The sequence below is a fragment of the Bacillus cereus group sp. TH152-1LC genome, assembly GCF_027710505.1.
GTDB classification, from domain to species: Bacteria; Bacillota; Bacilli; order Bacillales; family Bacillaceae_G; genus Bacillus_A; species Bacillus_A mobilis.
On sequence record NZ_JAQFNK010000014.1, the window covers coordinates 58097 to 82274 of the forward strand.

Here is a 24178-nt window from a genome sequence, read left to right on the forward strand (position 1 = left end):
GTGTTATATCCAGCCAATTTTACTATGCTAAATATGGAAGGGGAGATTCGGATGAAAAGATGGCAAATGGAATGGCTCCTAGTATCAGTTGCATTAGTATGGGGAGCAAACTATACAATAGGAAAGTATGGCGTGGCATATATGTCATCCATTCAATTTAATAGTTTACGATTTTTAGTAGCATCACCGGTATTATTACTTATTACATTTATGATGGAACGCTCATTACGTATTGAAAGAAAAGATTGGTTACGATTAGTAGCAGTCGGTATCGTTGGTACGGCGATGTATCAAACGATGTTTATGCTATCTGTGAAATATACTTCGGCAACGAACGCCTCATTATTAATTGCGATGTCACCTATTTTTACAGGGATATTAGCAGTATTACACAAACAAGAACGTTTTTCGATGAAAGTACAAATTGGTTCAATAGTAGCGTTTATTGGTGCAGCATTCGTTTTATTAACAGGGCATACAGGAGGAGCTACTTATGAATATGCGTGGCTCGGAAATGTAATTGGATTAGTCGCAGCAATTGCGTGGGGATGGTATCCAATATTAGCGCAACCTCTTATTACAAAATACTCCGCAATGAGAGTCACATCATGGTCTACTTTAATTGGAATTGTACCGCTAGTTATATACTGTTTATTCAACGTAAATTCTTTAACATGGCCAGTAGATACGCCAAGCTGGGGATCACTAGCATATTCAATCATCTTTGCGACAATTTTCGGACTTGCAATGTGGTATGTCGGTATTAGTCAAATAGGCTCAACGAAGGTAATGGTTTATATGTATCTCGTCCCATTGTTCGCAGTTATCTTTGCAGCAGTAACAATTGGAGAGAAAATTAATATGATGCAACTCGTTGGCGGGCTGATTATATTTATCGGTTTATATGTTGTAAAAAAAGGCGGAATCAAAAAGCCTGCTCTCAATTTGAAAAAAGTCAGTTAATAGTAAAAAGGATCTCTTTCAGATAGAAGGAGATCCTTTTTTATTTCGTAATAAAAGAGCTTGTTCAACCGCCCATTTTTGATGATCATGAATGAGAAGCTCTACAGCAAGTAATGGAGACATCCATCGTAAAACATGATCATCCTCACAGTTTTCAGTTTTTTTCTGCACCATGTTTGCAATATAAAAGAACCCATCGTTTAAATAATATGTATCTTCTTTCTCTGCATAAAAATATCGTGCCGCATTACCGATATATTGATTAATTTCAACTACCCATCCTAATTCTTCTAGTAGTTCACGGTGCAAACATGCATCTTTTGTTTCATCACCTTCCATACCACCACCAGGTAAAAAGTAACGGTCACCTTTTTGGATAACAGCAATCATTGAAGAAGATGAATGGAAAATAATCGCATAACAACTAGGTCTTAATACATAATGAACGGTACGTTTTTTCGAGCCAAACGTGAGTTTTGAAATCATAAAACACGACCTTTCTCTATAAAATAAATAAAAGGGATATTAAGGTAAAAGTAGAGTGGTAATAAGTATAATCTTAATAGATTGGAGTGGTAACAACATGATAAATCGAAAATGTTCAAGATGTAAAGAAATAACAGGTACGCTGCACGGTGGTAAAAAAATTAAGGAAGAATTTTTATGTGAGGACTGTTTGCAAAAAGGAATTGAGAGCGGGGAAATCGAATTATCACAAGTGGAGCAAGAACAAACTTCGTATCTTTCTATAAAAATATTAAAAATAATGAGTGTGATTTATTTAATAGCATCTATTTTTATGGCTTTTTCAACCGGTCCATTTATACATAGTATAGGATTTGATGAAATGTCCATTTCAGGCCCAGAATTAGGTCTAATAAGTATTGTTATGTTAGGTTCTATATTCCAGTCTGTTCTTGTATTTTGCGGGATTTGGGTATTCATCCTTTTAGTAGAAACAGTCATTAAAATTTATGAAAAAATGAAGTGAGTGAGAGGGCGAAACATATGCAAGTAAGAAACATCCAAGGGGAAGATTATGTAAAGATTCATTCTGTTTTAAATGATTGGTGGGACGGGAGAGATATGGCTGCTATGTTACCAAAGCTGTTCTTCGTTCATTTTCAAGAAACGAGTTTTATTCTTGAAGAAGATGGCGAAACGTTAGGTTTCTTATGCGGATTCTTTTCACAAACATATAAAGATGAAGCGTATGTTCATTTTATCGGTGTAAATCCGAAGTATAGAAGAAGAGGAATCGCATCGACATTGTATTCTTATTTCTTTGATATCGCTCGTGCAAATAACCGTAAAGTTGTAAAAGCAATTACGTCACCGATTAATAAAAAGTCGATACAGTTTCATCAAGAAATCGGTTTTCGAATTGATGCCGGGGATGATGAGATAGAGGGTGTATCGGTACATACAAATTATGATGGGAACGGCGGTAGTAGAGTTTTGTTTTTGAAAAATGTGTAAAAGTAGGGTGGGCAAATTAAGTTTTATCTTAAAACGCCATCCTTTATTATTTTGTTAATTTGATAGAAGCCAGTAGAGGTGTCGAACGGAATTTCCGTAAAATCATTTTATCAAAAAGGGGATCTATATGAATTTTGAAAGAGATAGATATTTTTTAGAAATGGCATTGGAAGAAGCTGAAAAGGCATTAAATGAAAACACATATCCAGTAGGAGCAGTTATTGTTGATGGAAATAATAATGTCATTGCAAGAGGAAGAAATAGAGTACATCCACAAAAAGACATAACTGCTCACGCAGAGATAGATGCTATTCGCAATGCAGGCCAAGCGATGTTTAATGCAAAAATAAAAAATGAGAAGTTTACTATTTATAGCACGTTGGAACCATGCCCAATGTGTACAGGTGGTATTTTATTTGCAAAAATACAGAGAGTAGTTTGGTTGCTAAATGATGACTTAGGCTTTGGTGGATATAAAAAAATAAAAAATGCTTCAGTTTTCGAAGGGAAATTTAATAAAATCGAAATGGTGGAAGAACCATTTGGAGATTTAAAAATGAGACAATTAGAACTTATGAGACAATGGGAGCTAAATCCAAATAATATAATTAATTTGCGTAAGGCTATAAAAAAATAGTGAAATTACATCGATTTAACAATAAAATATGGAAGATTCTATTATTAATAGAAAGCCGTCCTAAAAGTATTCTAGGATGGTTCTTTTTGTTTGTGAGGAGGAAAGTATATGGAGAGTTCTCAAAGTAAAGATGAATACTTACGACGCATTTATAAAGTGCAAGATTATATAGAATCAAACATTGATAATCCACTTTCAATTGAAGAGTTAGCGGATGTAGCAGGATTTTCAAAGTTTCATTTTCATCGTATTTTTAAGGGGATAGTAGACGAGCCATTATCACGGTATGTAAACCGATTGAAGTTAGAAAGGGCAACACATTTACTTACATATCGCACAGATATGACGATTACACATATTGCGTATCACTTCGGATTTACAGATTCAGCAGTTTTCTCCCGCACATTTAAAAATTATTACGGATTAAGTCCGTCGCAATATAGAAACGACAATAGCAAGAATTGCAAAGACGTAAGCGGAACTTCTCAATACAATGGGTGTAAGAAGGTTCGAGGAAATGTTGAAATTGTAACAGCGGACGATATACACGTCGCATACATAAGACATATCGGTACATATGAAGAGTTAACGATAGCTTTTCCAAAAATGATAGAGAAATTATTTCATTACGCAGCGGAGGAAAACTATCATGCATTTGAGGATACGAAAGTATTAACCATTTACCACGATCATCATGAATTTACTGAGGACAATCATTTAAGAACTAGTTTATGTATAACAGTTCCGAATGAGTCCGCAGTAAAAACGAGGGACATTGGAATAATGGTAATACCTTCTGGAAAGTATGCGGTAGGTCATTTTGAAATATTCCAAGATGAATATAAAGGAGCATGGGATTTCTTATACGGTGAGTGGCTTCCCAATAGCGGATATAAGCCGAGAGATTCGTATCCTTTCGAAATGTATAAAAATGACCCAAGGCAGCACCCGGAAAATAAACATATAGTTGATATATATGTACCTATCGAACCTTTTTAATCATGAGTTAAAGGGGAATGAATAATGAAAACTGCTGAAAAGTTAGATTTGATTATAAAAGAAGAATATAAAAATATTAATGGTATGTTAGTAGTGCAGAGAGATAATGTTGTTTTTGAAAATTATTATAATGATCACGGTCCAGATGATGCATTTCATATAGCGTCAGTCACAAAAACGATAATTTCTGCGTTGATTGGACTATGTGTAGATAAAGGGTATATACAAAGTATTGATCAAAAAGTAATAGAATTTTTCCCGGAATATAACGTTAATTCATCTGAAATAACAGTACGACATCTATTGACAATGACAGCTCCACATCCTTTCGTAGACTGGGAGGAACCGTTAGAAGAGCTATGTACGCAACGAGATTGGGTACAGTATACGTTAAATAGGATAGGAGCAGGCGGAGAAGTTGGGATTTTTAAATATTCATCTGCAGGAGCTCATCTATTATCAGCAATCATAACGAGCGCAACAGCAAAAAGTGCCCGTGACTTTGCAAATGAGTACTTATTTCGACCACTCGGCATGAGAGAAATTCCAAACTACAATATGAAAGCATTTGGATTCGATGACTTATTCGGAAAAGATGTAAAGGGATGGGTTCAAGATCCAAATGGTATTTCGACAGGCGGCTGGGGACTCACGTTAACAGCTAGAGATATGGCTAAGTTTGGACAGTTGTATTTGAATAAAGGTATTCATAATGGAAAACAAATACTATCAAAATCATGGATAAAAGAATCGACAACAATGAACCAAAATCAATATGGTTACTTATGGTGGTTACGAGGAGAGGATGGAATCTTTTCATACTGTGCAATGGGCGATGGTGGGAATGTGATTTGCTGTATTCCGGAGAAGGAATTGGTGGTGGTGATCGCTTCTGAAATTATGGCGAATGTGGGAGATAGATGGAAGTTAATTAAAGACTGCATACTTCCTTATTTAAAAGATTAAGATGTGTATTTTTATGAAAATAAAAGGATTAGTTATACTTCTTATATTCACCATGATTGAAATTAGCGTTGTGAGAACAAAGTCGTTCAACTAAGATTAGAAAACTTCAACACCTATACGATTATTGAATAATTGCAAGGTGTTGAAGTACTTTATAATTTGTTTAGGTACTTTTAACTATTTTTTAACTTTTCGATGTATAAGGTACATCATGCCAAACACAATTACTAGCAAGATAAATTTAATTAATTCCATTAGGCTAATATCCCATTTTGTTTCTACTCCATCTGTTAAATAAAATACATTACACATACCATGTAAAATTGCGGGTATTATCACAGAACGGCTATACTCTCTCGTATATGTCAAAATTATAGATAATATAAATAATAATGAGAGAAAGCTTAATATTCCTACAAGCTGAAACTCATAATTTTTATAAAAGATTGATACTGGTAAATGCCATAAAGACCAAAGCGATGCAGTAATGATTGCTGTTTGTTTTAATGAATATTTTTTTCGTAAATGGTAATGAAAATTTCCGCGCCATATGATTTCTTCTAAAAATGCAGACAAAGCGGCAATTGTAAGACCAATGAGTAGGAGAAATCCCAATTCATTATAATGATGAAATAAGAATTTTACATTATAAATATAAAAATAGAAATGTATACATAGACCTAGAAGTATTGGGAATAAAATGGAGAAAATTAATGCTTTTATTTTTGGACGTGAAATTCCAAATGTATGAACTATATTTTGTTTCTTATATAATTTCTGATATAAAATAGCAGCTAAAAGCGGAATAACCATCGTAAACCCTAAATAATTACGACCATTTTCTATGTTCAGTAAGATGATATATACAAGCGATGTGAGACAATACATACATAATGTTGAATGAAAAACTATGTTTCTATTCATATTGTTCACCTACTTACATGTATAAGTGATTAATCAAATATCCGATATTTTAATTATATATGAAATGGAAATTACATATGTCGAACTTGTAGAAAAAGTTAGACTAACCCAGTAACTTTTCACAGCAAAAAATCGTTTAACACAAGTAAGGATTTTCAATTACGAATGGGGGAGAACTATGAAGATTTTAATTCTAGGTGGTACACGATTTTTAGGAAGAGCTTTTGTAGAAGAGGCTTTAAAAAGAGGGCATGAAGTTACATTATTTAATCGCGGAACAAATAAAGAAATTTTTCCTGAAGTAGAGCAGTTAATCGGTGACAGAAATAATGATGTTTCAAGTTTAGAAAATCGAAAATGGGACGTTGTCGTAGACACGTGTGGATTTTCTCCACATCACATTAGAAATGTTGGAGAAGTGTTACGGGATAATATAAAGCATTATATATTCATTTCAAGTCTTTCCGTTTATAAAGATTGGATTCCGCATTATATAAAAGAAGATTATATATTACAACCTGAACCTACGGGTGATCAAATAAAGGCTGTGGAGAATGGTGAAGTTTCTCCTTATAAGTATTACGGTGCGCTGAAAGTATTGTGTGAAAAAGAAGCAGAGAAGTATTGGCCGGGGCGCGTTTTACACGTAAGAGCAGGACTTCTTTCAGGAATGTTTGATTATACAGATCGGCTTCCATACTGGATTGGTCGTGTAGCAAAGGGAGGGGAAATATTAGTTCCAGGAAGAAAAGACCGTCCAGTGCAGATAGTTGATATAAAAGACATCGCAAACTGGGGACTAAATATGACAGAAAACAATAAAGCAGGTATATACAATGTAACAGGTCCGAACTATGAATTGACAATGGAAGAGCTATTAAGTACGTGTAAAAATGTTACGAATAGTGATGCTGCATTCGTTTGGGTAGACGAGTCGTTTATGAGTGAACATAATGTGCAGCCTTGGACAGAGATGCCTTTATGGCTTCCAGAAACTTTTTCATTAGAAGGTGAAACGAAGCCGTGGAAAGGTGGTTTTTCTATTAATATTGAAAGTGCTGTGAAAGAGGGGCTTACTTTTAGAAAGTTAGAACATACAGTTACAGACGTGTATGAGTGGATGAAGAGTGTGGACGAATGGGAATTTAAAGCAGGTATTTCAGGGGGAAGAGAGAAGAGGTTGTTAGAAAAGTGGTATCAATAAATTTAGATGAGCTCTTTGAATATAATTGATTGCACATAAGGAGGAGAAAAGCTATGTGGAAAAACACCATTCGCAGTATTTCACCAAACTTAAGTTTCAAAAATCCAGCTACAGAGGATGAACTCACTGAAGTTCAAAAAAATTTGCAGGTGGAGTTACCGAATGATTTCTATCAATTATTACCGGAAACAAACGGTGTAGCAGGTGAATACGGGGACTTTATATGGTCTACTTCAAAAATTAAAACTGAAAATATGAATATGAGAAATATAGTTGATTTCAAGGACTTATATATGCCATTTGACTGTTTATTATTTATTGCTGATGGCGGAAATGGTGATTTGTTTGGTTATTCCATTTTGAATGGAATCGTGCAAAGAGAGGATATATATGTATGGAATCATGAAAATGATAGTAGAACTTGGGTTGCTCCTTCGTTAGAAACGTTTATGAAGTGGTGGGAAAGTGGGAAGATAACTATTTAAACATAGTGTCATGAAAAACGCCTTGTTACGAAAGAAACAAGGCGTTTTTGACAATTAACTAATCTACCAGTCTATCGGTTCTTCCCCGTACATGTCCCATAACTTAGGAAACATCTTTTTTAATCCTTCTTCGTCATCATCATCCCAGTCTAACTCAATATCGATATCGTCGAACTTTTCATTGGACAAGACGTGATATAGCGTAAAGTATGTATCATCTTCGTCACCAGTCTTCTCCACATATACTTCTTGTCCGAAATATAGCGTGAGTTCTTCGATTTCAGGAACGTCATCCTCACTCAAATTTTCTAATACAGAAATTAACCGTTCTGGATCTTCAATACATGCTTCGTACGTTTCTTTTCCTTGATATAGTAACCAACCGCGGAAGTAATCAAAACAATCATCCGAACAGCCACCCATAATAATATATGCTGCTGCCCATAAACGAGACGTATAGGAATCTTTTAATATACGATGCATATGCGTATCAAAAGCTACAATTTCGTGTACTGTACGTTTAGCGAGATGAGAAGTAAGCCATTCTATTTGTTCTTCTTGGTCTTCACCTTTTGTTTTTGTACGATTAAGCAGTTCCCAAAATTCTTCTTCTGTTATCGTTTTTTCTTTTATGTAATCTTCCGCCGGGCACGGGTCTGTATATCCCTTTTTACGTTTGGAAGCAATTAGTTTGTTAGCTTCTTTCATACATTCTTCTTCTGTTTCGAACTCTTTCGCTTTCACACTACCTGCTGTGCCAATTTTTCCATAAAACACAACATAGTCCTTTTCTTTCACAACGATTTTCCAAAACTTATTTGATTTCTCAGTTTGCTGGATTAATAACGTTTCCATTCGTACCCCCATAATGTTTTTCTAGTGCGCATTGTGATTGTAATATATGTATATATACCTGTAATGATAAAAGATAAGTCTAATTACCAGAAAGTTCAAAACTTATTGAATGAAATAGAGAAATTTAGTAATCTTATTTGTACAGTACATACATAATAGTTTTATAGCGATTTTTAAATGAAATATAGGGGGTAACGGTGTGGATCTAACATTTAAAGTTGAGGAAACATGTTTTAATTACCGAGTCGGAGCAATTTGTAAACAGGATAATAAAATACTCATTTTGCAAGGTGACGGTGAAGATTTTTGGTACGTACCAGGTGGAAGAGTGAAAATGCTAGAAAATAGTGAAGATGCGTTAAAACGAGAACTTGCGGAAGAGTTAGCGGTTCCTATTGAGGTAAAGAAATTAATATGGTCAGTAGAAAATTTCTTTACACTTTCTGAACGAAAGTTTCATGAAATTAGTTTTTATTATGAAGTAGAGCTGAAACAATTACCTGCAAATGGGGCAGAGCAATATATTTTGGAAGAAGATAGAACGTATTTCTTTAAGTGGGTGCCGGTAGAAGAGTTAGATACATATAACTTACAGCCAGCATTTATTAAAGAGAAAGTAAAGGATGTAATAGTTCATACAGAACATATCGTTTTACAAAAGTGAGCCTACAAACCCCTTTAAATCAATGTTTTCAAGTGCTTTTAAAAGGGTCTTCAAACATTTTTCAAACATTAGCATCAAAATATGTTTTTTGCGAATGCTTTCACCGCATCTTCTTGCATATTTGGTAAAACATGAGAATAGATTCTTAAAGTTAAAGAGATATCCGAATGACCCAAACGCATGCCTGTAGTTATTGCAAGAAGATATCCAATATAATATCGTGATTCTTGTGAGTGTAATAAAAACTGTTTTACTTCTTTCTCTATCCAAGTCTGGATGGAGCTTTTTTCTGTTTTACGTATCACAGCTAAAGTAGCCGGATTTCTAAAAATAATATTTTGTTTTACAGCTAGATTTAAAGCTGCACTTAGGACCCGATGTTGAAAGAGTATAGTGTTGTTTGCAATGCCACTATTCACTCCAGATTGATAGCATTTTTGTATGTGCATAACATTTAATTTATGAAGTGGAATCATGCCTATACTAGACTGATATATAGATAAGCTACTCTTTTCTACACTCATTTTTTTCATTTCTAACCACTGAATCAAATAGTCTTTTAAAGTAACCTTAGATGGCTCTACAAACGTACCTTCATTCAACTCCGTTATCTTCTTCGCTATATCATTTTCAGCTTCTTTTTTTGTTTTATAACCAGAAAACCACTTTTGTCTTCTTTTTCCTGTCTCTGGATCAGGACCGATATCAATAACGATACAATATTTATTTCCTCTTTTCGAATATGTCCTTTCACTTAAAACATTCCTTCAGTTATTTTTGAATCATGTTGTATAAGTCTAGTTGTAATTTTGCTGCTATGAAAATTACATAGTTGGACATATCAGCGATGGATACATTTTACCATATATGAACCAATTCAGTTATAGGGTATGATTGTCAGATAATGCTAATTTTACCTTTACAATATATAGAAAATTCAGTAATATAATTAATGGAATTATAAAGCGATTTAAGGGGAGGAAGAAAGATGAAAAAGTTATTAGCAGTATTTTTCGCACTAGCATTAGTATTTACAGCTATTGGTTCTACACCAGCTATGGCAGCGGGGAATTCTGATGCAAGAATTGTAACTTATGTCGGAGTACTACAAAACTATATTTATGGTAAAAAGCCACTATTCAATAGTCCAAGTGATCCAACAGTAGTAGGATATGTAGCTAATCAATATGTAACAATAAAGCAACCATGGTTTATTGTTAATACATCTTTAGGGGAGAAATGGATGGGATTCAATCAAGGGGAAGTCTCACTATGGCGTGATTTTGATGCAGGTGCTGGACGTTTATATGTATCAGGAAAAGTGGCTATACGCAATGATCCAGGCTCTCAACCAGTAGGTTATGTTGCTAATCAAAACGTTACAGTAAAACAAGCTTGGTATTTAATTAATACATCTTTAGGACAAAAATGGATAGGTTATAATTTATAAAAAAGCGCTCATTATGAGTGCTTTTTTTATTTATATATAAGTCTAGTTGTAATGTTGCTACTATGAAAATTACATAGTTGGACATATCAGCGATGGATACATTTTACTATAGATGAACAAATTCAGTTATAGGGTTGTAAACTTTTACAAGATGAACATTTACAATATAAAGAATTGGGATCTCCTTTCTGGGTAACTTTCTTTGTTTTAAAACCACCTTTAGTGATTTGTTTTTGTTTACCTGTGAGTGGGTCTTTGCCGACATCCATAGTAAGTGACATAAAGGAATTTATAAAAAAGGTTACTTCTCATTAACTTTGGATACAAGAGTAGTGTAGTAATGAAGATTTTGCTATTCATTTTTCGAATATTACTTTAAAATTTAGATAAAAAGATAGTATTACTTTTGATTAATTTTAAATGTCTAAATAGAGGGTGAATGCTAGTGTTTATAATTACACAACAGGACCAAAAGGATTTTAAAAAAAATCTGCTTTATAAAAAAGATAAGACATTTGTTGAATTTATCGTAGATAGTTATGTACATACCAAGGAGTTGTCTAATGATACTGATAGTCTATCTAATAAGGATAAATTAATGGAGTTAGAAAAGAATGAATTAAAGTATGTGAAAGCAAGAATAGAAAGTTTATCTGAGTACCATGATCCACTTAAAATGGATTCAATGATTCTACCAGCTGTTACGGTTTTATTTTCTGTTCTTGCCACTGGATTTTTCGTTAATGCAAAGATGATTAATGGATCCGCTGATTCTATGCAGATTAGTGGATTTACCGTAACGGGTTTCTGGATTTTTACAATCATAACTTTTATTCTTTTCGTATTGAGACCTGGGAAAAAAAAGCATAGTAAGATTATTTTCTTTAGTAAACTGGTTGACATATGTATTGAAGAGAAAGAACAGGAAGAGAGAAGAGAGCAGAAAGAGCAAGAACAGAAAGAGCAGGAAAAGAGAAGAGAGCAGAAAGAGCAAGAACAGAAAGAACAAGAAAAACAGCGAAAAGAAAGTGGTTATAAACTATTACGTTTATACCTTGAAAAACTAGTTAAGCAAGAAGAAATGAAGGAAGTAAAAAGAAGCGGAAGAAAAAGATATAGAAAAAGATGATTCGGTAAAAAGCACACATTTAGGTGCTTTTTCTTTTACACGAAAGAAGCTCGAACGCGAGGTGGCAGGTGAAATGTAGATGGCGAGACAGCGTAGTCCAGACCGTGATAAAGCATTCGAAATATACAAAGCAAGTAATGGTGAGAAGCCACTTGTTGAGATTGCAAAGGAATTAAACTTAAAGCCATCTCAAATTAGAAAGTGGAAATCACAAGATAAATGGGACGAACAATTAAAAGGTAACGTTATTATTGCGAAAAGGAGCGTTACCAATGTAAAAAATCCCAAGACAAAAGCCAAGTTGAAAAAGATGCTAGATGATGAAGAGCTGACGGAACAAGAACGGCTCTTTTGTTTGTATTACGTGAAGTATTTTAACGGTACACAAGCGGCATTGAAAGCCGGTTATGCCAAGGGTAGCGCGCATGTTACGAGTAGCAGGTTACTGAGAAGAGAACGTGTAGCATCGTACATCCGAGAGCTTAAAGGTGAAATGGTTGAAAACATCTTTGTGGAAGCGATGGATGAAGAGAAGTAAAAAAATATGAAGAACTTACGCAAATTTATAAACAGAAGCATAACGGGAAAATGCCAGTGATTCATTTCTTTACAGTAATCAAATACAGGGAAAAGAAACGGGAAGAGTTAGCAGCTAAGTATGATGTTTTTGTGAAGGTTTATGTAATAGAAGAGATATAAAAAAAGTGCTAACAAGTTTGCAAACGAACTTGCTAACACGTATACAAAATAGACATAAAATATCGCTGATATGTCATTTGAAAAAACAGTAATAATTTAGTACTTATAATGAACCACTATTTATTATAATAGAAATCGTAAAACATATCGTTTTACAAAAGTAAATGTATGCGGAGGGGAAAAGGATGAAGGGGACTAAAAAAGAGATTCATGTAGACAGCAAAGTAATTCCATATACACATATCGAAAAAGGTTCCAGTACGGTTTGCTTTATGTTCTCAGGTTCAGGATATAATTATGATAAACCGTTATTTTATTATGCGACGATGCTTATGCTCGAAAATAAAATAGATGTAGTACATATTCATTATTCTTATGACGAACAGGTAATGAATAAATCAATGGAAGAAATAACGAAAGTAATGATGGATGATATTAATCCTGTAATGAAGGAAGTATTAAAAGGTGAGCAATACAATCATACGATGTTTTTAGGGAAGTCACTCGGAACAATTCCGATTGCAAATGATTTAATGAAGAGAGAAGAGTTTTTACAGTCAAAAATGATACTACTTACACCTTTACTAACTTTTGATTCTATTTTTGATTCAATCCTACATAGTCATCATAAAGGGTTATTAGTAATTGGAGACAAAGATCATCAATATAATGCAAATCAAATGGTGCAATTAGAGAAATCTAAATTTAAGATAGAGGTTATTAAAAATGCTAACCATTCTGTGAACGTAGGAGAATTTGAAACCGAGAATTCAATCGAAGTAATAGCAAAAATAATAGAAAAGCTTAAAGAAGTTGTTAGGACAAACTAACCTATCAATACATGAAAAAAGAGGTGCAATTTGCACCTCTTTTTTATTTAATAAGCCCTCAACACATGAAGTAAATAATCCTTTCGATTTAGCGGATTATAATCAACACGTTTTCGAATAGGGAAGGGAGCCTTCAGTTTTGTGTAACCAGATGGATTCGATGTAAAAATGCCTTCTCCTTCAGTGAATGAATGGAGCATTCGCTTAAAATTCTCTGTTTTCGCAACAGGTAATGAACCTGTTAACTGGTAAGAATCATTGTTTAATATAGGCTCGCTAAAAGTTGCTGGAATGGCAGCTAATTTATACATTGCGGTACTAATTGCGTACTCCGGTACATTCAATTCAAACTTGTTTACTGGTTCATATACACATGTTTCAGCTTGCTTTAAAGCAGCCATTAAAACGAGTGGTGTTAAGTTTCTAAAGTCACTTGCTGTTGTAACCGGGCTAGCATAACCTGTATGGGTTAACGTGACGATAATGTCCGTAACTTCCCATCCGTATAAACCTTGTTTTAACGTTTGAAATACAGTATCTTCAATTGCTTTATGAAATGCTAATGGAAGTGATCCCAGTTCAACACCTAACTTATATGTTATGCCAGAATTCAGTTCACCACGTTCGATTTTAAAGCCGATTGTTGCGTAAAATGGATTCGCTTTTTCGCCCATTACTTCAACGCTATTCCCTATGCCAATGGGCTTCTCAATACAAACGACACGCGTATTTGAGAAAGTAACTTGCAAATTGTATTTCTCCAAAAGAGTTGTTTCAATTACTTCTTTTTGTACTTCACCGAAAAGACGAATATATAGTTCATTATGAATATCGTCTGTCCACACTTTAATGAGCGGATCTTCTTCACATAGCTCCATAAGTGCAGCGTATAGATCATGAATACGTTCGTTTGGTAATGCTTCAATAGCAGCTTCCATTTGTGGTTCGGCAAAGTGAATGTCTTTTATATAATCCGTTCGTTCACCGATAATATCACCAATTTTAATATCACTCAGTCCCCACACTTTGCAGAATTCTCCGCTAGAAACGATTGAAGCTTGAACAGCATTTCCGTTATGAAACATGCATATTTTCTTAATCTTTTCTTTATGCGCCAGAGCGTCATCACGCTGTATATCAACATATTTTCTAACGTGTAAACGACCTGAAAAAATCCTTACAAATGCAATCTTTTCCCCAGAAGGTTCACGTTCAATTTTAAACACAACACCGGATAATGTTTCATTTTCAGCAGGCTTATTAGCTGGAAATAAGGTTGAAATATTTTCGAGCAGTTCAGTTACTCCCATACCTGTCATAGCTGAACCGAAAAAGATAGGGAACACATTTGCTTGCGCTATTTGTTTAATGAGTTCCTTTCTTAATCGTGTGTCTGGTACGATTTCATTATTTACATATGACTCAAGTAACGATTCATTATATGGTGCTAACAGTTCCATATAATCGTCATATGATTTGTATGCAATAATTCGTGCTTCTTTCGTTCCTTCGTTTTCTACAGAGTAGAAAGGGAATGCTTCATTTGAAAGAATCTCTTTTATTTGCTTCATAACTTTTTCAGTATTTGCGCCACTACGATCAATTTTATTAACGAATAAAATAGTCGGTATGTTTAGTTTCTGTAATGTTCGCATTAAAATTTTTGTTTGCGCTTGCACACCTTCAGCGGCAGAAATAACTAAAATTGCACCGTCTAGAACACGAAATGATCGCTCCACTTCAGCGATAAAATCAGCGTGTCCAGGTGTATCAATGACATTTACTTTTAAGTTATTGATACAGAAAGAGACGACAGATGCTTTAATCGTAATTCCGCGTTGTCTTTCTAATTCCATTGAGTCAGTTTGCGTATTACCACTATCTACTCGGCCAATTTCTTTAATCACATTCGTTTCATAAAGAATACGCTCAGTCAAACTCGTCTTGCCAGCGTCTACGTGCGCGACAATCCCTATATTTATTGTTGTCATATGTGAATATCCTCATTTCATTTCCCATTTTTAATTCCTCATTTCTATTTGTGTATTGCCGCATTACAATCACTCTCCAGTCATTTGAATTAGTACTATTATAGTGCAATTAACATTATTTGTAACGCGACAAAGCGCCTTAATTTGGAAAAATATAAATGAAAACAAAATGCTTGCATTCTAAATCGATATAGATTATATTGATTGACATATCAACTATTGATACATCAAACATTTTTGTTTTGTATGTAAAGGAGGGGTAGTTTGACAAGTTCATGCTCAAAAGAAGCGATTATTTTATATAAATTACACTTTCTAAATAAAGAAGTAAGCTCGAAGTTTGAAGGGTGTACGGGTATGAGCCAATCTCGATTAGAACTTATACTTCAGTTATATGAAGTAGGTGAAATTAGTCAAAAAGCACTTCAACAAGAAGTGAATATTGATAATGCTGCGATAACGAGGCATTTAAAACAGCTTGAGGCAAATGAAATGATAGTAAGACGTAAAAATCCAGACGATAACAGAATTACGTTAGTGTCTCTTACTGAAGAGGGACGAAATAAAATTCAGGCGTTTCAAGAGGAAAAAGAACGTTTTGCAGCTTCAGCATTTAAAGGATTAAGTGAAGAACAGCGCGACAATCTTTTAAATGTGTTAAATCACATTCAAGAAAATATAAAAGAACTTTAAAAAAGGGAGAATACAACTATGACTAACTCAGTAAAAACAAATGATTTTAACGAAATTTTAACAGGACGCCGTTCAATTCGTAAGTACGATCCTTCCGTGAAAATTAGCAAAGAAGAAATGACAGAAATTCTTACAGAAGCAACACTTGCACCATCTTCAGTAAACATGCAACCATGGAGATTTTTAGTGATTGAAAGTGACGAAGCGAAAGTAACACTTGCGCCACTTGCGAAATTTAATCAATCTCAAGTAGAAACATCTTCAGCGATGATTGCTGTATTTGGTGATTTAAACAACTTTGATAACGCAGAAGAAATTTACGGTACAGCAGTAGAGCGCGGTTTAATGCCAGCTGAAGTAAAAGAAGATCAAATGAAAAAACTTTCAGGTTACTTCTCAATGGTTACACCAGACGTAATGAAAGATACAGTACTAATTGACGGTGGTCTTGTAGCAATGCAATTTATGCTAGCAGCTCGTGCTCACGGTTATGACACTTGCCCAATTGGTGGATTTGAAAAAGACCAAATCGCAGAAGCGTTCGGATTAGATAAAGAACGTCACGTACCAGTAATGTTAATTTCAATCGGAAAAGCTGCTGACAGTGGTTACCAATCAGTACGCCTTCCAATTGAAAAAGTTGCTGAGTGGAAGTAATTTTATAAATACAGAAATAAGTGAGATATGAGAGGGGAAACACCATGATTATTATTCACGCAATATTTCAAGTAGGTCCAGCAAAACAACAATCATTTTTAGAAGAAATTCGTCCACTCATTCATAGTTCAAGAGAAGAAAGTGGAAATGTATCTTATGACCTTTATAAAGATACAGAAAAAGAAAATGTATATACGATGGTAGAAGTATGGAAAGATGCAGAGGCAGTTGCAAGTCATAATACGAGTGAACACTTCACATCTTTCGTTAGTAAAGTAAAACAGTTTTTAACTGCTCCTCTAGATATAAAAGCTTATAATGGAGAGTTAGTAAAATAATTTGGTGAAAAAGATGACTTTAGCGTGTTGCTGGGTCATCTTTTTTTATTTTTATAAGAATATATTTACTTCTACCACGATGTGTTATAATTTGGAAATAAATAATTCTTAATTTTCAGAATAAATAAAGTTAGGAGATACATATATGAGTACATTAAAGAAAATTACGAACAATATTTCGAAGGTTATTATAGGAAAAGATGAAGCGATTGAACTTGCAGCTATAGCTCTTATAGCAAGGGGACATATTTTATTAGAGGATGTACCTGGGACGGGAAAAACAACATTAGCAAAAAGTTTGGCTAAAAGTGTAGACGCTAAATTTCAAAGAATTCAATTCACAGCGGATACTTTGCCGGGCGATGTTATAGGTCTCGAATATTTTAATGTGAAGGAATCGGAATTTAAAACGAGGTTAGGTCCTATTTTTGCAAATATAGTAGTAGTGGATGAAATTAATCGTGCTGTACCGAGAACACAATCTTTGTTACTCGAAGTGATGGAAGAACGTACTGTGACAATTGCGAAACAGACACATTCATTACCAGAACCTTTTTTAGTTATTGCAACGCAAAATCCTCTTGAATCGGCCGGTACATTTCCTTTACCTGATGCTCAGTTAGATCGATTTTTACTTACTATACGCCAAGGCTATCCTACGAGAGAAGCAGAAAAGGAGATGATGAATCGTTTCCAAATGAATGATCCGTTAGCAACGTTACATTCAATTATTTCAACTGAAGAAATTATTACAGTGCAAAAACGTGCAAAAGAAGTGTTAGTAGGGAATGATGTGCAAGATTATTTACTTGAAATTATTGAGGCAACGCGTAAACATGAGTTAATTGAAATTGGAGTAAGCCCGCGGGGGACATTGGCATTTATGAGAGCGATTCAAGCAAGGGCAATATTAAATGAAAGAGATTATTGTACGCCAGATGATATTAAGACACTCGCAGCATCTGTTTGCGCTCATCGTTTAACGTTAACGATTGAGGGGGAGATGAAAACGACGAAAGAACAAATCATGAAAGAAATTCTTCACATGATTAATGTGTCAGTGGAGAATGTACGATGAATCAACAGCTTGTGTATACATCTTTAGCGGAGCCTTTCGTAATGGGAGTTATGTCAGTTGTAGCCGTTATTTTATGTGTATTTTCAAGTAATCTACTGTTTTTATCTCTCGTATTTTTGTATGTAATTTTAATAGGTGCGATGCATGTATACATACGTAAAGTATCTCGTGTTGAATGGGAATACAGTCAAGGGAATTCAACTGTTTTTATAGGTGAAGCGAATGTGTGCAAAATAAAAATTTCAAACAAGTCGTTATTCCCTATTTTCAATATCGTATTTCGATTTAAATGTGAAAATAAGCTAACTTGGAATCATGATGAAATAAACAAAAATACGAATACAGGTTCAAATTATTATATGAATGTACATTTAAAAGGAAGAGAGTCAGTTTCATTTGATTTACAAGCTGTAGCTGTAAAAAGAGGAATTGCGAAATGGGAAGAAGTTGAAATTGTCATTACTGATCCTTTTGGATTCATAACGAACCATATAACATATAAACAGGTTGAAACGCCGTCCTATTTAGTTTTACCAGCTGTTCCGAAAATGCAAGTTCCTGAATTACAAGAATGGTCACGAGGGTTTCGAAAAGCGATGTCATCACCCTTATATGATGAAACGAAAGTAATGGGAGTGAAGTCGTATGAAAATGAAGATTTTCGTTCTATACACTGGAGTGCAACAGCGAAAACAGGGACGATAACCGCGAAAAAGTACGAGCGAACACAATCAGATAAATATGCGATATATCTCAACTTGCAAAATAAAAGCGGTATTTCTTTGAGAAATGATACAGAGGAACTCATTGAATTAACAGCAGGCATATGTAAACAGCTGCTTATTCAAAACTGTTCATTTGAAGTTTGGATCAATAGCGTAAAAGATAATGGATTGTTGCATATAAAGAACGGTCATAACCGGAAACATTTGCAAAATGTATTAAAAGTACTCGCCTCAATATCGGACCAAGATACCCCTGTATCTTCTACTTATTTTTACACAGCAGGCTTTCGTCGAAAAGAATTGGATGCAGTGCCTTTAATTCTTGGTACTTCCCCAAGGAAAAACAGCAGAACGAATAAATGGATTGTAATTAAAGAATAAGAAGGGGGTTATGTCATGGCTAATAAAGAGCGACATATGAAGGTGAAGATTTGGAGTATTAGAGTTTTCATGATACTTTTCTTTACGGTTAGTGCGATAACGTTATCACAAGGTGTTGTGCATGTGCAAGACATAGTAAAAGGGCTTTTTTCTAGTAAGACGGAGACAATATCGGAAAGAAATTATGATTTTACTACTGTAGACGCACAGTTTGATGAACCTGAAAGAATTATAGATGAAGAAACAGGAGTTGTAGATACAAGAACAAAAATAGATAGGGAAATTCCACTTTTTGTACGAAAAAATTCATGGACTGATGTGTTTTCTGTTCTTTCAAATGCATGGATTAGTGTCGTTTTTTATGTAATTATTGCAGTGGTGATTCTATATGCTTTTTATAAATTAAAGAGGAAAAAGGTAACGAATTCAGAAATAGAACAGGATAAACATTCGATAACAAAAGAAAATACGGGTAAAACCGAAAAGAACAAGAAAGTGATGCATCAGTTTGAACAGCCGATACCTAAAGATACGATAAGGAAAACGTTAGTTGAATGGGAAAGAACTTTACCTTTTCACGAACAGCGAAGGTCCTATGAAACGATGCAACAATGGTTAAGCAGAATTTGTAGAACGCGAGATATTATTCCGATATATGAGTCTGTCCGATATGGAGAAAAGACTTATACGGAGTTAGATGTAGAGAGGACTGTACGATGGATAGAGCGAGACGGGAAAGCGTGACATTAATATAAGTAAATGAAATTAACTGTAAATTGATTTCATTTACTTATATTTAATTACATGGTAATGTATACTTACTTTTTTATATCTCTACCAATGGAAAAGGTAGCCTTAGTAGAGTATTGCTCGTTGAATTTTTTTTGAGGTTATCTTCACTTCATCAATATAGAATGAAAAAGAGATAAATCAATTACGGGTATCATGTAAATAAAAAAATATAATTTATAATTAAATTTTTGTAAGGGTGTGAAAATAGAATGAAACCGGTATTGAAAAACATACTCCTTTCCTTTGTTTTTTCTGCAGCAGGGATGTGTTGGTTTCTGCTTATGTTAGTTAGAGGAGGTGGAGACTGGTTATTGTCTTGGGTAGGTGTATTCATGGCCTTTTTATCTTTATACACGTTAATAGATTTATATTGTAAGTATACATACGATAAAAAATGGAGTAAATTGTTTATCAAAGCAACAGTTACTACCTTTAGTTTTGCAGTATTGGGAATCACCTTTGGTATTGTACACGAGCTATTACAGCCATGGAGTCTCAGTTTAATGGTTTGGTATTGGTTGTTAGTGTTACTTTTATTTGTAACGACCATAATATTATTAGTTTTTGTATTATTTGTTAATCGTAAAAATTATAATATTCCTGGGAGATATAGAATACTTATACTGCTTAATCTATTTCTTACGTTAGCACCAGTGCTGTGGCCATTAATACTTACTATTATCGGGAATGGCATGAACGCTAGTACAGGATGGTAAAAGTAAATGAACTAAAAAGTTGATATAGGGTTTTAAATATGTAAAAGAACGAGTTTTCATAAATTGAAAACACGTTCTTTTTTTATTTTCATACATTACTTTTTCTCATCTAGGCGTCTAATTTTGAAAGTAAGTATTTCGTAAGGAATGGATAAGAAAAAAGAGAGTTTTATCATTTAGGATGAAAGTATAGCTTGAATCAATACGATATGAATAGAGGAGAGAAAGCCTTATGAAAAAATGTTATTCCATTAAGTTAGCGAGTTTGGCAGTTTTATTAGCGGGTACTACTTTATTCACACCCGGTTTTACTGTGAAAGCAGAGTCTATTCAAAATATTTCTAATTCATCAGAAGCACATGATCAAAAGAATCGGAATGGTTGGAAACAAGTCATGCAGGAAACAATCCAAATTGGAGCGCCAGGGGTATTAGCTAAGACGTATAATAACGGGAAAATTAGTAGTTATAATGCTGGTTTGGCGGATTTAAATAGTAAGAAACCAATGAAATCGGATTATCGTTTTCGGATTGGAAGTGTGACGAAGACTTTTACTGCTACGACTGTTCTTCAATTAGTAGGAGAAAATCGTGTGCAGCTTGACGATTCGATTGAAAAGTGGCTGCCCGGCCTCATTCAAGGAAATGGTTATGATGGCAATCAAATTACGATACGTCAACTTTTGAATCATACGAGTGGTATAGCTAATTATTTAAAGTCAAAAGACGCTGATATTATGAATTCGAAAAAAACGTATACAGCAGAAGAAATAGTAAAGATAGGACTTGCTCTACCTCCAGATTTTTCGCCAGGTAAAGGTTGGTCGTATTCAAACACAGGATACGTAATACTAGGAATGCTTATTGAAAAAATAACGGGTAATAGTTACGCAGAAGAAATCGAAAAGCGCATTATTGAACCTTTGGATCTATCAAATACGTTTTTACCAGGGAATTCACCCGTTATTCCAGGTAAGAATCATGCAAGTGGATATATGAAAATTGATGAAAAAAGTGAATTGAAAGATATGACGTATTATAATCCGAGTTTAGCTAATGCAGCTGGAGATATGATTTCTAATGCGGACGATTTAAATAAGTTCTTTTCATCCTTACTTGGTGGTAAGTTATTGAAGGAACGCGAGCGAAAAGAAATGCTTACTACAGTTCCTGTAGAAGGAAAAGGGGTTGGTGATGGATATGGTCTTGGAATCTATGAGACTAAACTTCCAAATGGTGTCTCAGTATGGGGTCACGGAGGATCAATTCCTGGGTTTATGACTTTTGCTGGTGGAGTAATTGGAGGCAAGCATACATTTGCTGTCAATGTGAACTCTTTAGGTCCGGCTGATATTCTTACGCAGTTTAATAAAATGATGCAAATTGAATTTAAGAAATAAATGAAAAGAATGGGATCCTGTTTTCAAGGACAGTAATAGCATTCATAGTATGACATCAAGTGTAATTCAATCATATAGTTTAGTATAAAAAAGGATGTCGATTATATAGCATCCTTTTTTATTGAGAATCAAAGAGGTATGTACTGAATTTTGAAAATTGTTATTTTTACAATCATTCCATATAATGAAGGGGACAGGGGTTATACAGGGGAATTATGAATGGAGAATACTTTAGTTTGTTAATTGTTTTTATTTTAATAAATAAAAGTAAATAGATGTGGAGTGAAATTCATTGGGAGAAAATCAGTTTAGATGGAGTAACAAGCAATTAAGAGAACATGTTGAAGTAATAGATGGTAAAAGAAGTCCGCACATTTTATTTAAGAATGCAACGTATTTAAATTCCTACATGCGCGAGTGGGGGCAAGCAAATATTTGGATCTATGATGACCGTATTGTCTATGTAGGAGAAAAACTACCAGCGCAACTACAAGAATGTGAAGTCATTGATTGTGATGGAAAGTATGTAGTTCCTAGTTACATAGAACCGCATGCACATCCGTATCAATTATATAACCCAGAGACGTTAGCAAATTATGCGATGCAATTTGGGACGACGACTTTTATTAATGATAATTTAACTTTATTTTTCACATTACAACGTGAAGAATCATTTCGTTTATTAGATGATTTTGAAAAAATCCCAGCAAGTATGTATTGGTGGTGTCGTTTTGATGGACAGACCGAATTGCAAAACGGGGAATCTTTATTTAATCGTGAAGAAATAACAGAGTGGCTAATGCATAAAGCAGTTCTTCAAGGCGGCGAGCTAACAGCGTGGCCAAAGTTATTACATGGCGATGATGAAATGTTACATTGGGTGCAGGAAACGAAACGATTACATAAAAAAGTAGAAGGGCATTTTCCAGGAGCATCTGAAACGACTTTAGCGAAGTTAAAACTGTTAGGTACAGATTGTGATCATGAAGCGATGACAGGACAGGAAGCTTTTGCTCGTCTTATGCAAGGTTACACGGTTTCCTTAAGAAATTCTTCAATCCGCCCAGATTTAGAAGTGTTACTGAAAGAATTGTTGGAACTAGGAGTAAAACAGTTTGATAGATTCATTCTTACTACAGACGGCTCACATCCTTCATTTTATGAAAATGGAATGACAAACGTAATGATATCAACCGCGATAAAACAAGGAGTGCCAATAATAGATGCCTATCATATGGCAAGCTATAATATCGCTCGTTATTATAATATGGAGCATCTACACGGTTCAATTGCGACAGGTAGAATTGCTAATATAAATATTTTGGAAAGTAAAGAAAACCCGGTTCCAATAAGTGTAATTGCAAAAGGAAAATGGGTGAAGCGTGACGGAATAAACAATAATGAATCAGTACGAATAGAATGGAGTCAATTCAAAGTAACACCATTATTATTAAACTGGTCTATAGAAAAAGAGGATATGATTTTTTCTCAAAAAGTGGGTATACAATTATTAAATAACGTTATAACTAAACCATACACGACTGAAATTGATTTAAACCGTGATGAACTTTCTCTAGATCATGATGAGTGTTTTCTTATGATGATTGCTCGTGACGGTACGTGGCGAGTGAATACAGTTGTCAAAGGCTTTGCTAAAGAATTAGGAGGTCTTGCTAGCTCGTATTCTGGTACCGGAGATATCATTCTTATTGGAAAAAATAAAGAAGATATGCTTATAGCTTTTCATAGAGTAAAAGAGCTTGGCGGGGGAATAGTAATAGCTGAAAAGAATGAAGTATTACACGAAATCGCATTACCATTGCTCGGGATTATGTCTAATTTGAAAATGAATGAATTAATACAGGAAGAGAAACAGATGGTGAAATTACTACAAGAGCGTGGTTACGCGTATGACGATCCGGCATTTACCATTTTGTTCTTTTCTGCGACGCACTTGCCTTTTATACGGGTAACACCTATAGGGCTATATGATGTGAAAAATAGTAGGGTACTGGACTCACCGGTGAATTTGATAAAGCAATGTTAATATGAAAGGCCCTATAAAAGTCCAATTTATAGGGCCTTTCACATTGTTAGCATAAGAATATTGTGAGCCTCAAATAA

Annotated in this window: 25 protein-coding genes and 4 pseudogenes; 23 read left to right on the plus strand and 6 right to left on the minus strand. The window is 34.4% G+C overall.

The genetic code is table 11. The features are described from left to right. Positions 1 to 51 precede the first annotated feature (51 nt). Entirely contained in the window at positions 52 to 963 is a 912-nt protein-coding gene (locus tag PDL00_RS24235; protein ID WP_242251784.1) for a DMT family transporter, read from the plus strand. A gap of 18 nt (positions 964 to 981) precedes the next feature. Here the strand turns inward: PDL00_RS24235 and PDL00_RS24240 are convergent, their stop codons facing one another. Continuing rightward, positions 982 to 1449: an NUDIX hydrolase gene (locus tag PDL00_RS24240; protein WP_270731623.1), complete on the minus strand. Its 468-nt coding sequence runs from the start codon at positions 1447 to 1449 to the stop codon at positions 982 to 984. Between the two features lie 97 nt (positions 1450 to 1546). On the opposite strand from PDL00_RS24240, the gene PDL00_RS24245 reads away from it, so the two are divergent. The 5 genes from PDL00_RS24245 (at position 1547) to PDL00_RS24265 (ending at position 5044) form a co-directional block, all read left to right on the plus strand. Next, complete coding sequence (locus PDL00_RS24245; protein WP_242251788.1) at positions 1547 to 1954, plus strand: DUF3980 domain-containing protein; 408 nt, start codon at positions 1547 to 1549, stop codon at positions 1952 to 1954. A gap of 17 nt (positions 1955 to 1971) precedes the next feature. Next, the gene (locus PDL00_RS24250) at positions 1972 to 2442 is read left to right on the plus strand and encodes a GNAT family N-acetyltransferase (protein ID WP_270731625.1); all 471 of its coding nucleotides are present in this window, start codon (positions 1972 to 1974) and stop codon (positions 2440 to 2442) included. A gap of 127 nt (positions 2443 to 2569) precedes the next feature. Beyond that, entirely contained in the window at positions 2570 to 3079 is a 510-nt protein-coding gene (locus tag PDL00_RS24255; RefSeq protein ID WP_242251793.1) for a nucleoside deaminase, read from the plus strand. 108 nt (positions 3080 to 3187) lie between these two features. Beyond that, a complete protein-coding gene (locus PDL00_RS24260; protein ID WP_270731627.1) occupies positions 3188 to 4078 on the plus strand; it encodes an AraC family transcriptional regulator in 891 nt (296 codons plus the stop codon). Positions 4079 to 4102: 24 nt separating this feature from the next. Then, positions 4103 to 5044, plus strand: coding sequence for a serine hydrolase domain-containing protein (locus PDL00_RS24265; protein WP_270731629.1), 942 nt, complete (start codon positions 4103 to 4105; stop codon positions 5042 to 5044). Positions 5045 to 5221: 177 nt separating this feature from the next. Here PDL00_RS24265 and PDL00_RS24270 read toward each other — a convergent pair whose 3' ends face one another. After that, on the minus strand, positions 5222 to 5977 hold the full coding sequence (locus PDL00_RS24270) for a CPBP family intramembrane glutamic endopeptidase (protein WP_270731631.1): 756 nt from the start codon (positions 5975 to 5977) through the stop codon (positions 5222 to 5224). Positions 5978 to 6146: 169 nt separating this feature from the next. On the opposite strand from PDL00_RS24270, the gene PDL00_RS24275 reads away from it, so the two are divergent. Together PDL00_RS24275 and PDL00_RS24280 are read left to right on the plus strand one after the other, a co-directional pair. Beyond that, positions 6147 to 7172: an SDR family oxidoreductase gene (locus tag PDL00_RS24275; protein WP_270731633.1), complete on the plus strand. Its 1026-nt coding sequence runs from the start codon at positions 6147 to 6149 to the stop codon at positions 7170 to 7172. Between the two features lie 53 nt (positions 7173 to 7225). After that, positions 7226 to 7657, plus strand: a complete 432-nt coding sequence (locus PDL00_RS24280; RefSeq protein WP_270731635.1) for an SMI1/KNR4 family protein — start codon at positions 7226 to 7228, stop codon at positions 7655 to 7657. A 63-nt stretch (positions 7658 to 7720) separates the two neighbouring features. Here PDL00_RS24280 and PDL00_RS24285 read toward each other — a convergent pair whose 3' ends face one another. Continuing rightward, on the minus strand, positions 7721 to 8512 hold the full coding sequence (locus PDL00_RS24285) for a DUF4240 domain-containing protein (protein WP_270731637.1): 792 nt from the start codon (positions 8510 to 8512) through the stop codon (positions 7721 to 7723). 199 nt (positions 8513 to 8711) lie between these two features. On the opposite strand from PDL00_RS24285, the gene PDL00_RS24290 reads away from it, so the two are divergent. Then, positions 8712 to 9176: an NUDIX hydrolase gene (locus tag PDL00_RS24290; RefSeq protein ID WP_270731639.1), complete on the plus strand. Its 465-nt coding sequence runs from the start codon at positions 8712 to 8714 to the stop codon at positions 9174 to 9176. A gap of 170 nt (positions 9177 to 9346) precedes the next feature. On the opposite strand, the pseudogene PDL00_RS24295 reads toward PDL00_RS24290, so the two are convergent. Next, positions 9347 to 9930 (minus strand): annotated as a pseudogene (locus PDL00_RS24295) (Arm DNA-binding domain-containing protein); the annotation flags it as partial. A gap of 234 nt (positions 9931 to 10164) precedes the next feature. On the opposite strand from PDL00_RS24295, the gene PDL00_RS24300 reads away from it, so the two are divergent. Then, entirely contained in the window at positions 10165 to 10626 is a 462-nt protein-coding gene (locus tag PDL00_RS24300; protein WP_242251813.1) for a hypothetical protein, read from the plus strand. 185 nt (positions 10627 to 10811) lie between these two features. Here the strand turns inward: PDL00_RS24300 and PDL00_RS24305 are convergent. Then, positions 10812 to 10907: pseudogene (locus PDL00_RS24305) on the minus strand (Arm DNA-binding domain-containing protein); the annotation flags it as partial. A gap of 164 nt (positions 10908 to 11071) precedes the next feature. Between PDL00_RS24305 and PDL00_RS24310 the strand changes: the two are divergent. The 4 genes and pseudogenes from PDL00_RS24310 to PDL00_RS24320 all read left to right on the plus strand — a co-directional run bounded on the left by PDL00_RS24310 (position 11072) and on the right by PDL00_RS24320 (position 13284). Next, the gene (locus PDL00_RS24310; RefSeq protein ID WP_333563535.1) at positions 11072 to 11755 is read left to right on the plus strand and encodes a hypothetical protein; all 684 of its coding nucleotides are present in this window, start codon (positions 11072 to 11074) and stop codon (positions 11753 to 11755) included. Positions 11756 to 11834: 79 nt separating this feature from the next. Next, positions 11835 to 12281, plus strand: a pseudogene (locus PDL00_RS24315) (terminase small subunit); the annotation flags it as partial. A 5-nt stretch (positions 12282 to 12286) separates the two neighbouring features. Then, a pseudogene (locus PDL00_RS34925) lies at positions 12287 to 12454 on the plus strand (replication-relaxation family protein); the annotation flags it as partial. A gap of 185 nt (positions 12455 to 12639) precedes the next feature. Then, complete coding sequence (locus tag PDL00_RS24320; protein ID WP_270731646.1) at positions 12640 to 13284, plus strand: alpha/beta hydrolase; 645 nt, start codon at positions 12640 to 12642, stop codon at positions 13282 to 13284. Positions 13285 to 13331: 47 nt separating this feature from the next. Here the strand turns inward: PDL00_RS24320 and PDL00_RS24325 are convergent, their stop codons facing one another. Continuing rightward, positions 13332 to 15275, minus strand: coding sequence for an elongation factor G (locus tag PDL00_RS24325; protein WP_270731649.1), 1944 nt, complete (start codon positions 15273 to 15275; stop codon positions 13332 to 13334). 264 nt (positions 15276 to 15539) lie between these two features. Between PDL00_RS24325 and PDL00_RS24330 the strand changes: the two genes are divergently transcribed. The 9 genes from PDL00_RS24330 (at position 15540) to PDL00_RS24370 (ending at position 24101) form a co-directional block, all read left to right on the plus strand. Then, positions 15540 to 15968, plus strand: a complete 429-nt coding sequence (locus PDL00_RS24330; RefSeq protein WP_061676916.1) for a MarR family winged helix-turn-helix transcriptional regulator — start codon at positions 15540 to 15542, stop codon at positions 15966 to 15968. Between the two features lie 18 nt (positions 15969 to 15986). Beyond that, on the plus strand, positions 15987 to 16625 hold the full coding sequence (locus tag PDL00_RS24335; RefSeq protein ID WP_270731654.1) for a nitroreductase family protein: 639 nt from the start codon (positions 15987 to 15989) through the stop codon (positions 16623 to 16625). A 44-nt stretch (positions 16626 to 16669) separates the two neighbouring features. Further along, positions 16670 to 16963, plus strand: coding sequence for a putative quinol monooxygenase (locus PDL00_RS24340; RefSeq protein WP_270731657.1), 294 nt, complete (start codon positions 16670 to 16672; stop codon positions 16961 to 16963). 145 nt (positions 16964 to 17108) lie between these two features. Next, positions 17109 to 18041, plus strand: coding sequence for an AAA family ATPase (locus tag PDL00_RS24345; protein ID WP_270731660.1), 933 nt, complete (start codon positions 17109 to 17111; stop codon positions 18039 to 18041). After that, on the plus strand, positions 18038 to 19147 hold the full coding sequence (locus tag PDL00_RS24350; protein WP_270731662.1) for a DUF58 domain-containing protein: 1110 nt from the start codon (positions 18038 to 18040) through the stop codon (positions 19145 to 19147). Before PDL00_RS24345 ends, PDL00_RS24350 begins: the two co-directional genes overlap by 4 nt. Positions 19148 to 19162: 15 nt before the next feature. Beyond that, on the plus strand, positions 19163 to 19891 hold the full coding sequence (locus PDL00_RS24355; protein ID WP_242251847.1) for a signal peptidase II: 729 nt from the start codon (positions 19163 to 19165) through the stop codon (positions 19889 to 19891). 257 nt (positions 19892 to 20148) lie between these two features. Next, on the plus strand, positions 20149 to 20655 hold the full coding sequence (locus PDL00_RS24360) for a DUF3902 family protein (RefSeq protein ID WP_242251848.1): 507 nt from the start codon (positions 20149 to 20151) through the stop codon (positions 20653 to 20655). A 232-nt stretch (positions 20656 to 20887) separates the two neighbouring features. Next, positions 20888 to 22054, plus strand: a complete 1167-nt coding sequence (locus tag PDL00_RS24365) for a serine hydrolase domain-containing protein (protein ID WP_242251850.1) — start codon at positions 20888 to 20890, stop codon at positions 22052 to 22054. A 292-nt stretch (positions 22055 to 22346) separates the two neighbouring features. Further along, positions 22347 to 24101 carry an adenine deaminase C-terminal domain-containing protein gene (locus tag PDL00_RS24370; protein WP_242251862.1) on the plus strand — a complete coding sequence of 585 codons (1755 nt, stop codon included), beginning with the start codon at positions 22347 to 22349 and terminating at the stop codon, positions 24099 to 24101. Positions 24102 to 24178: the final 77 nt, after the last annotated feature.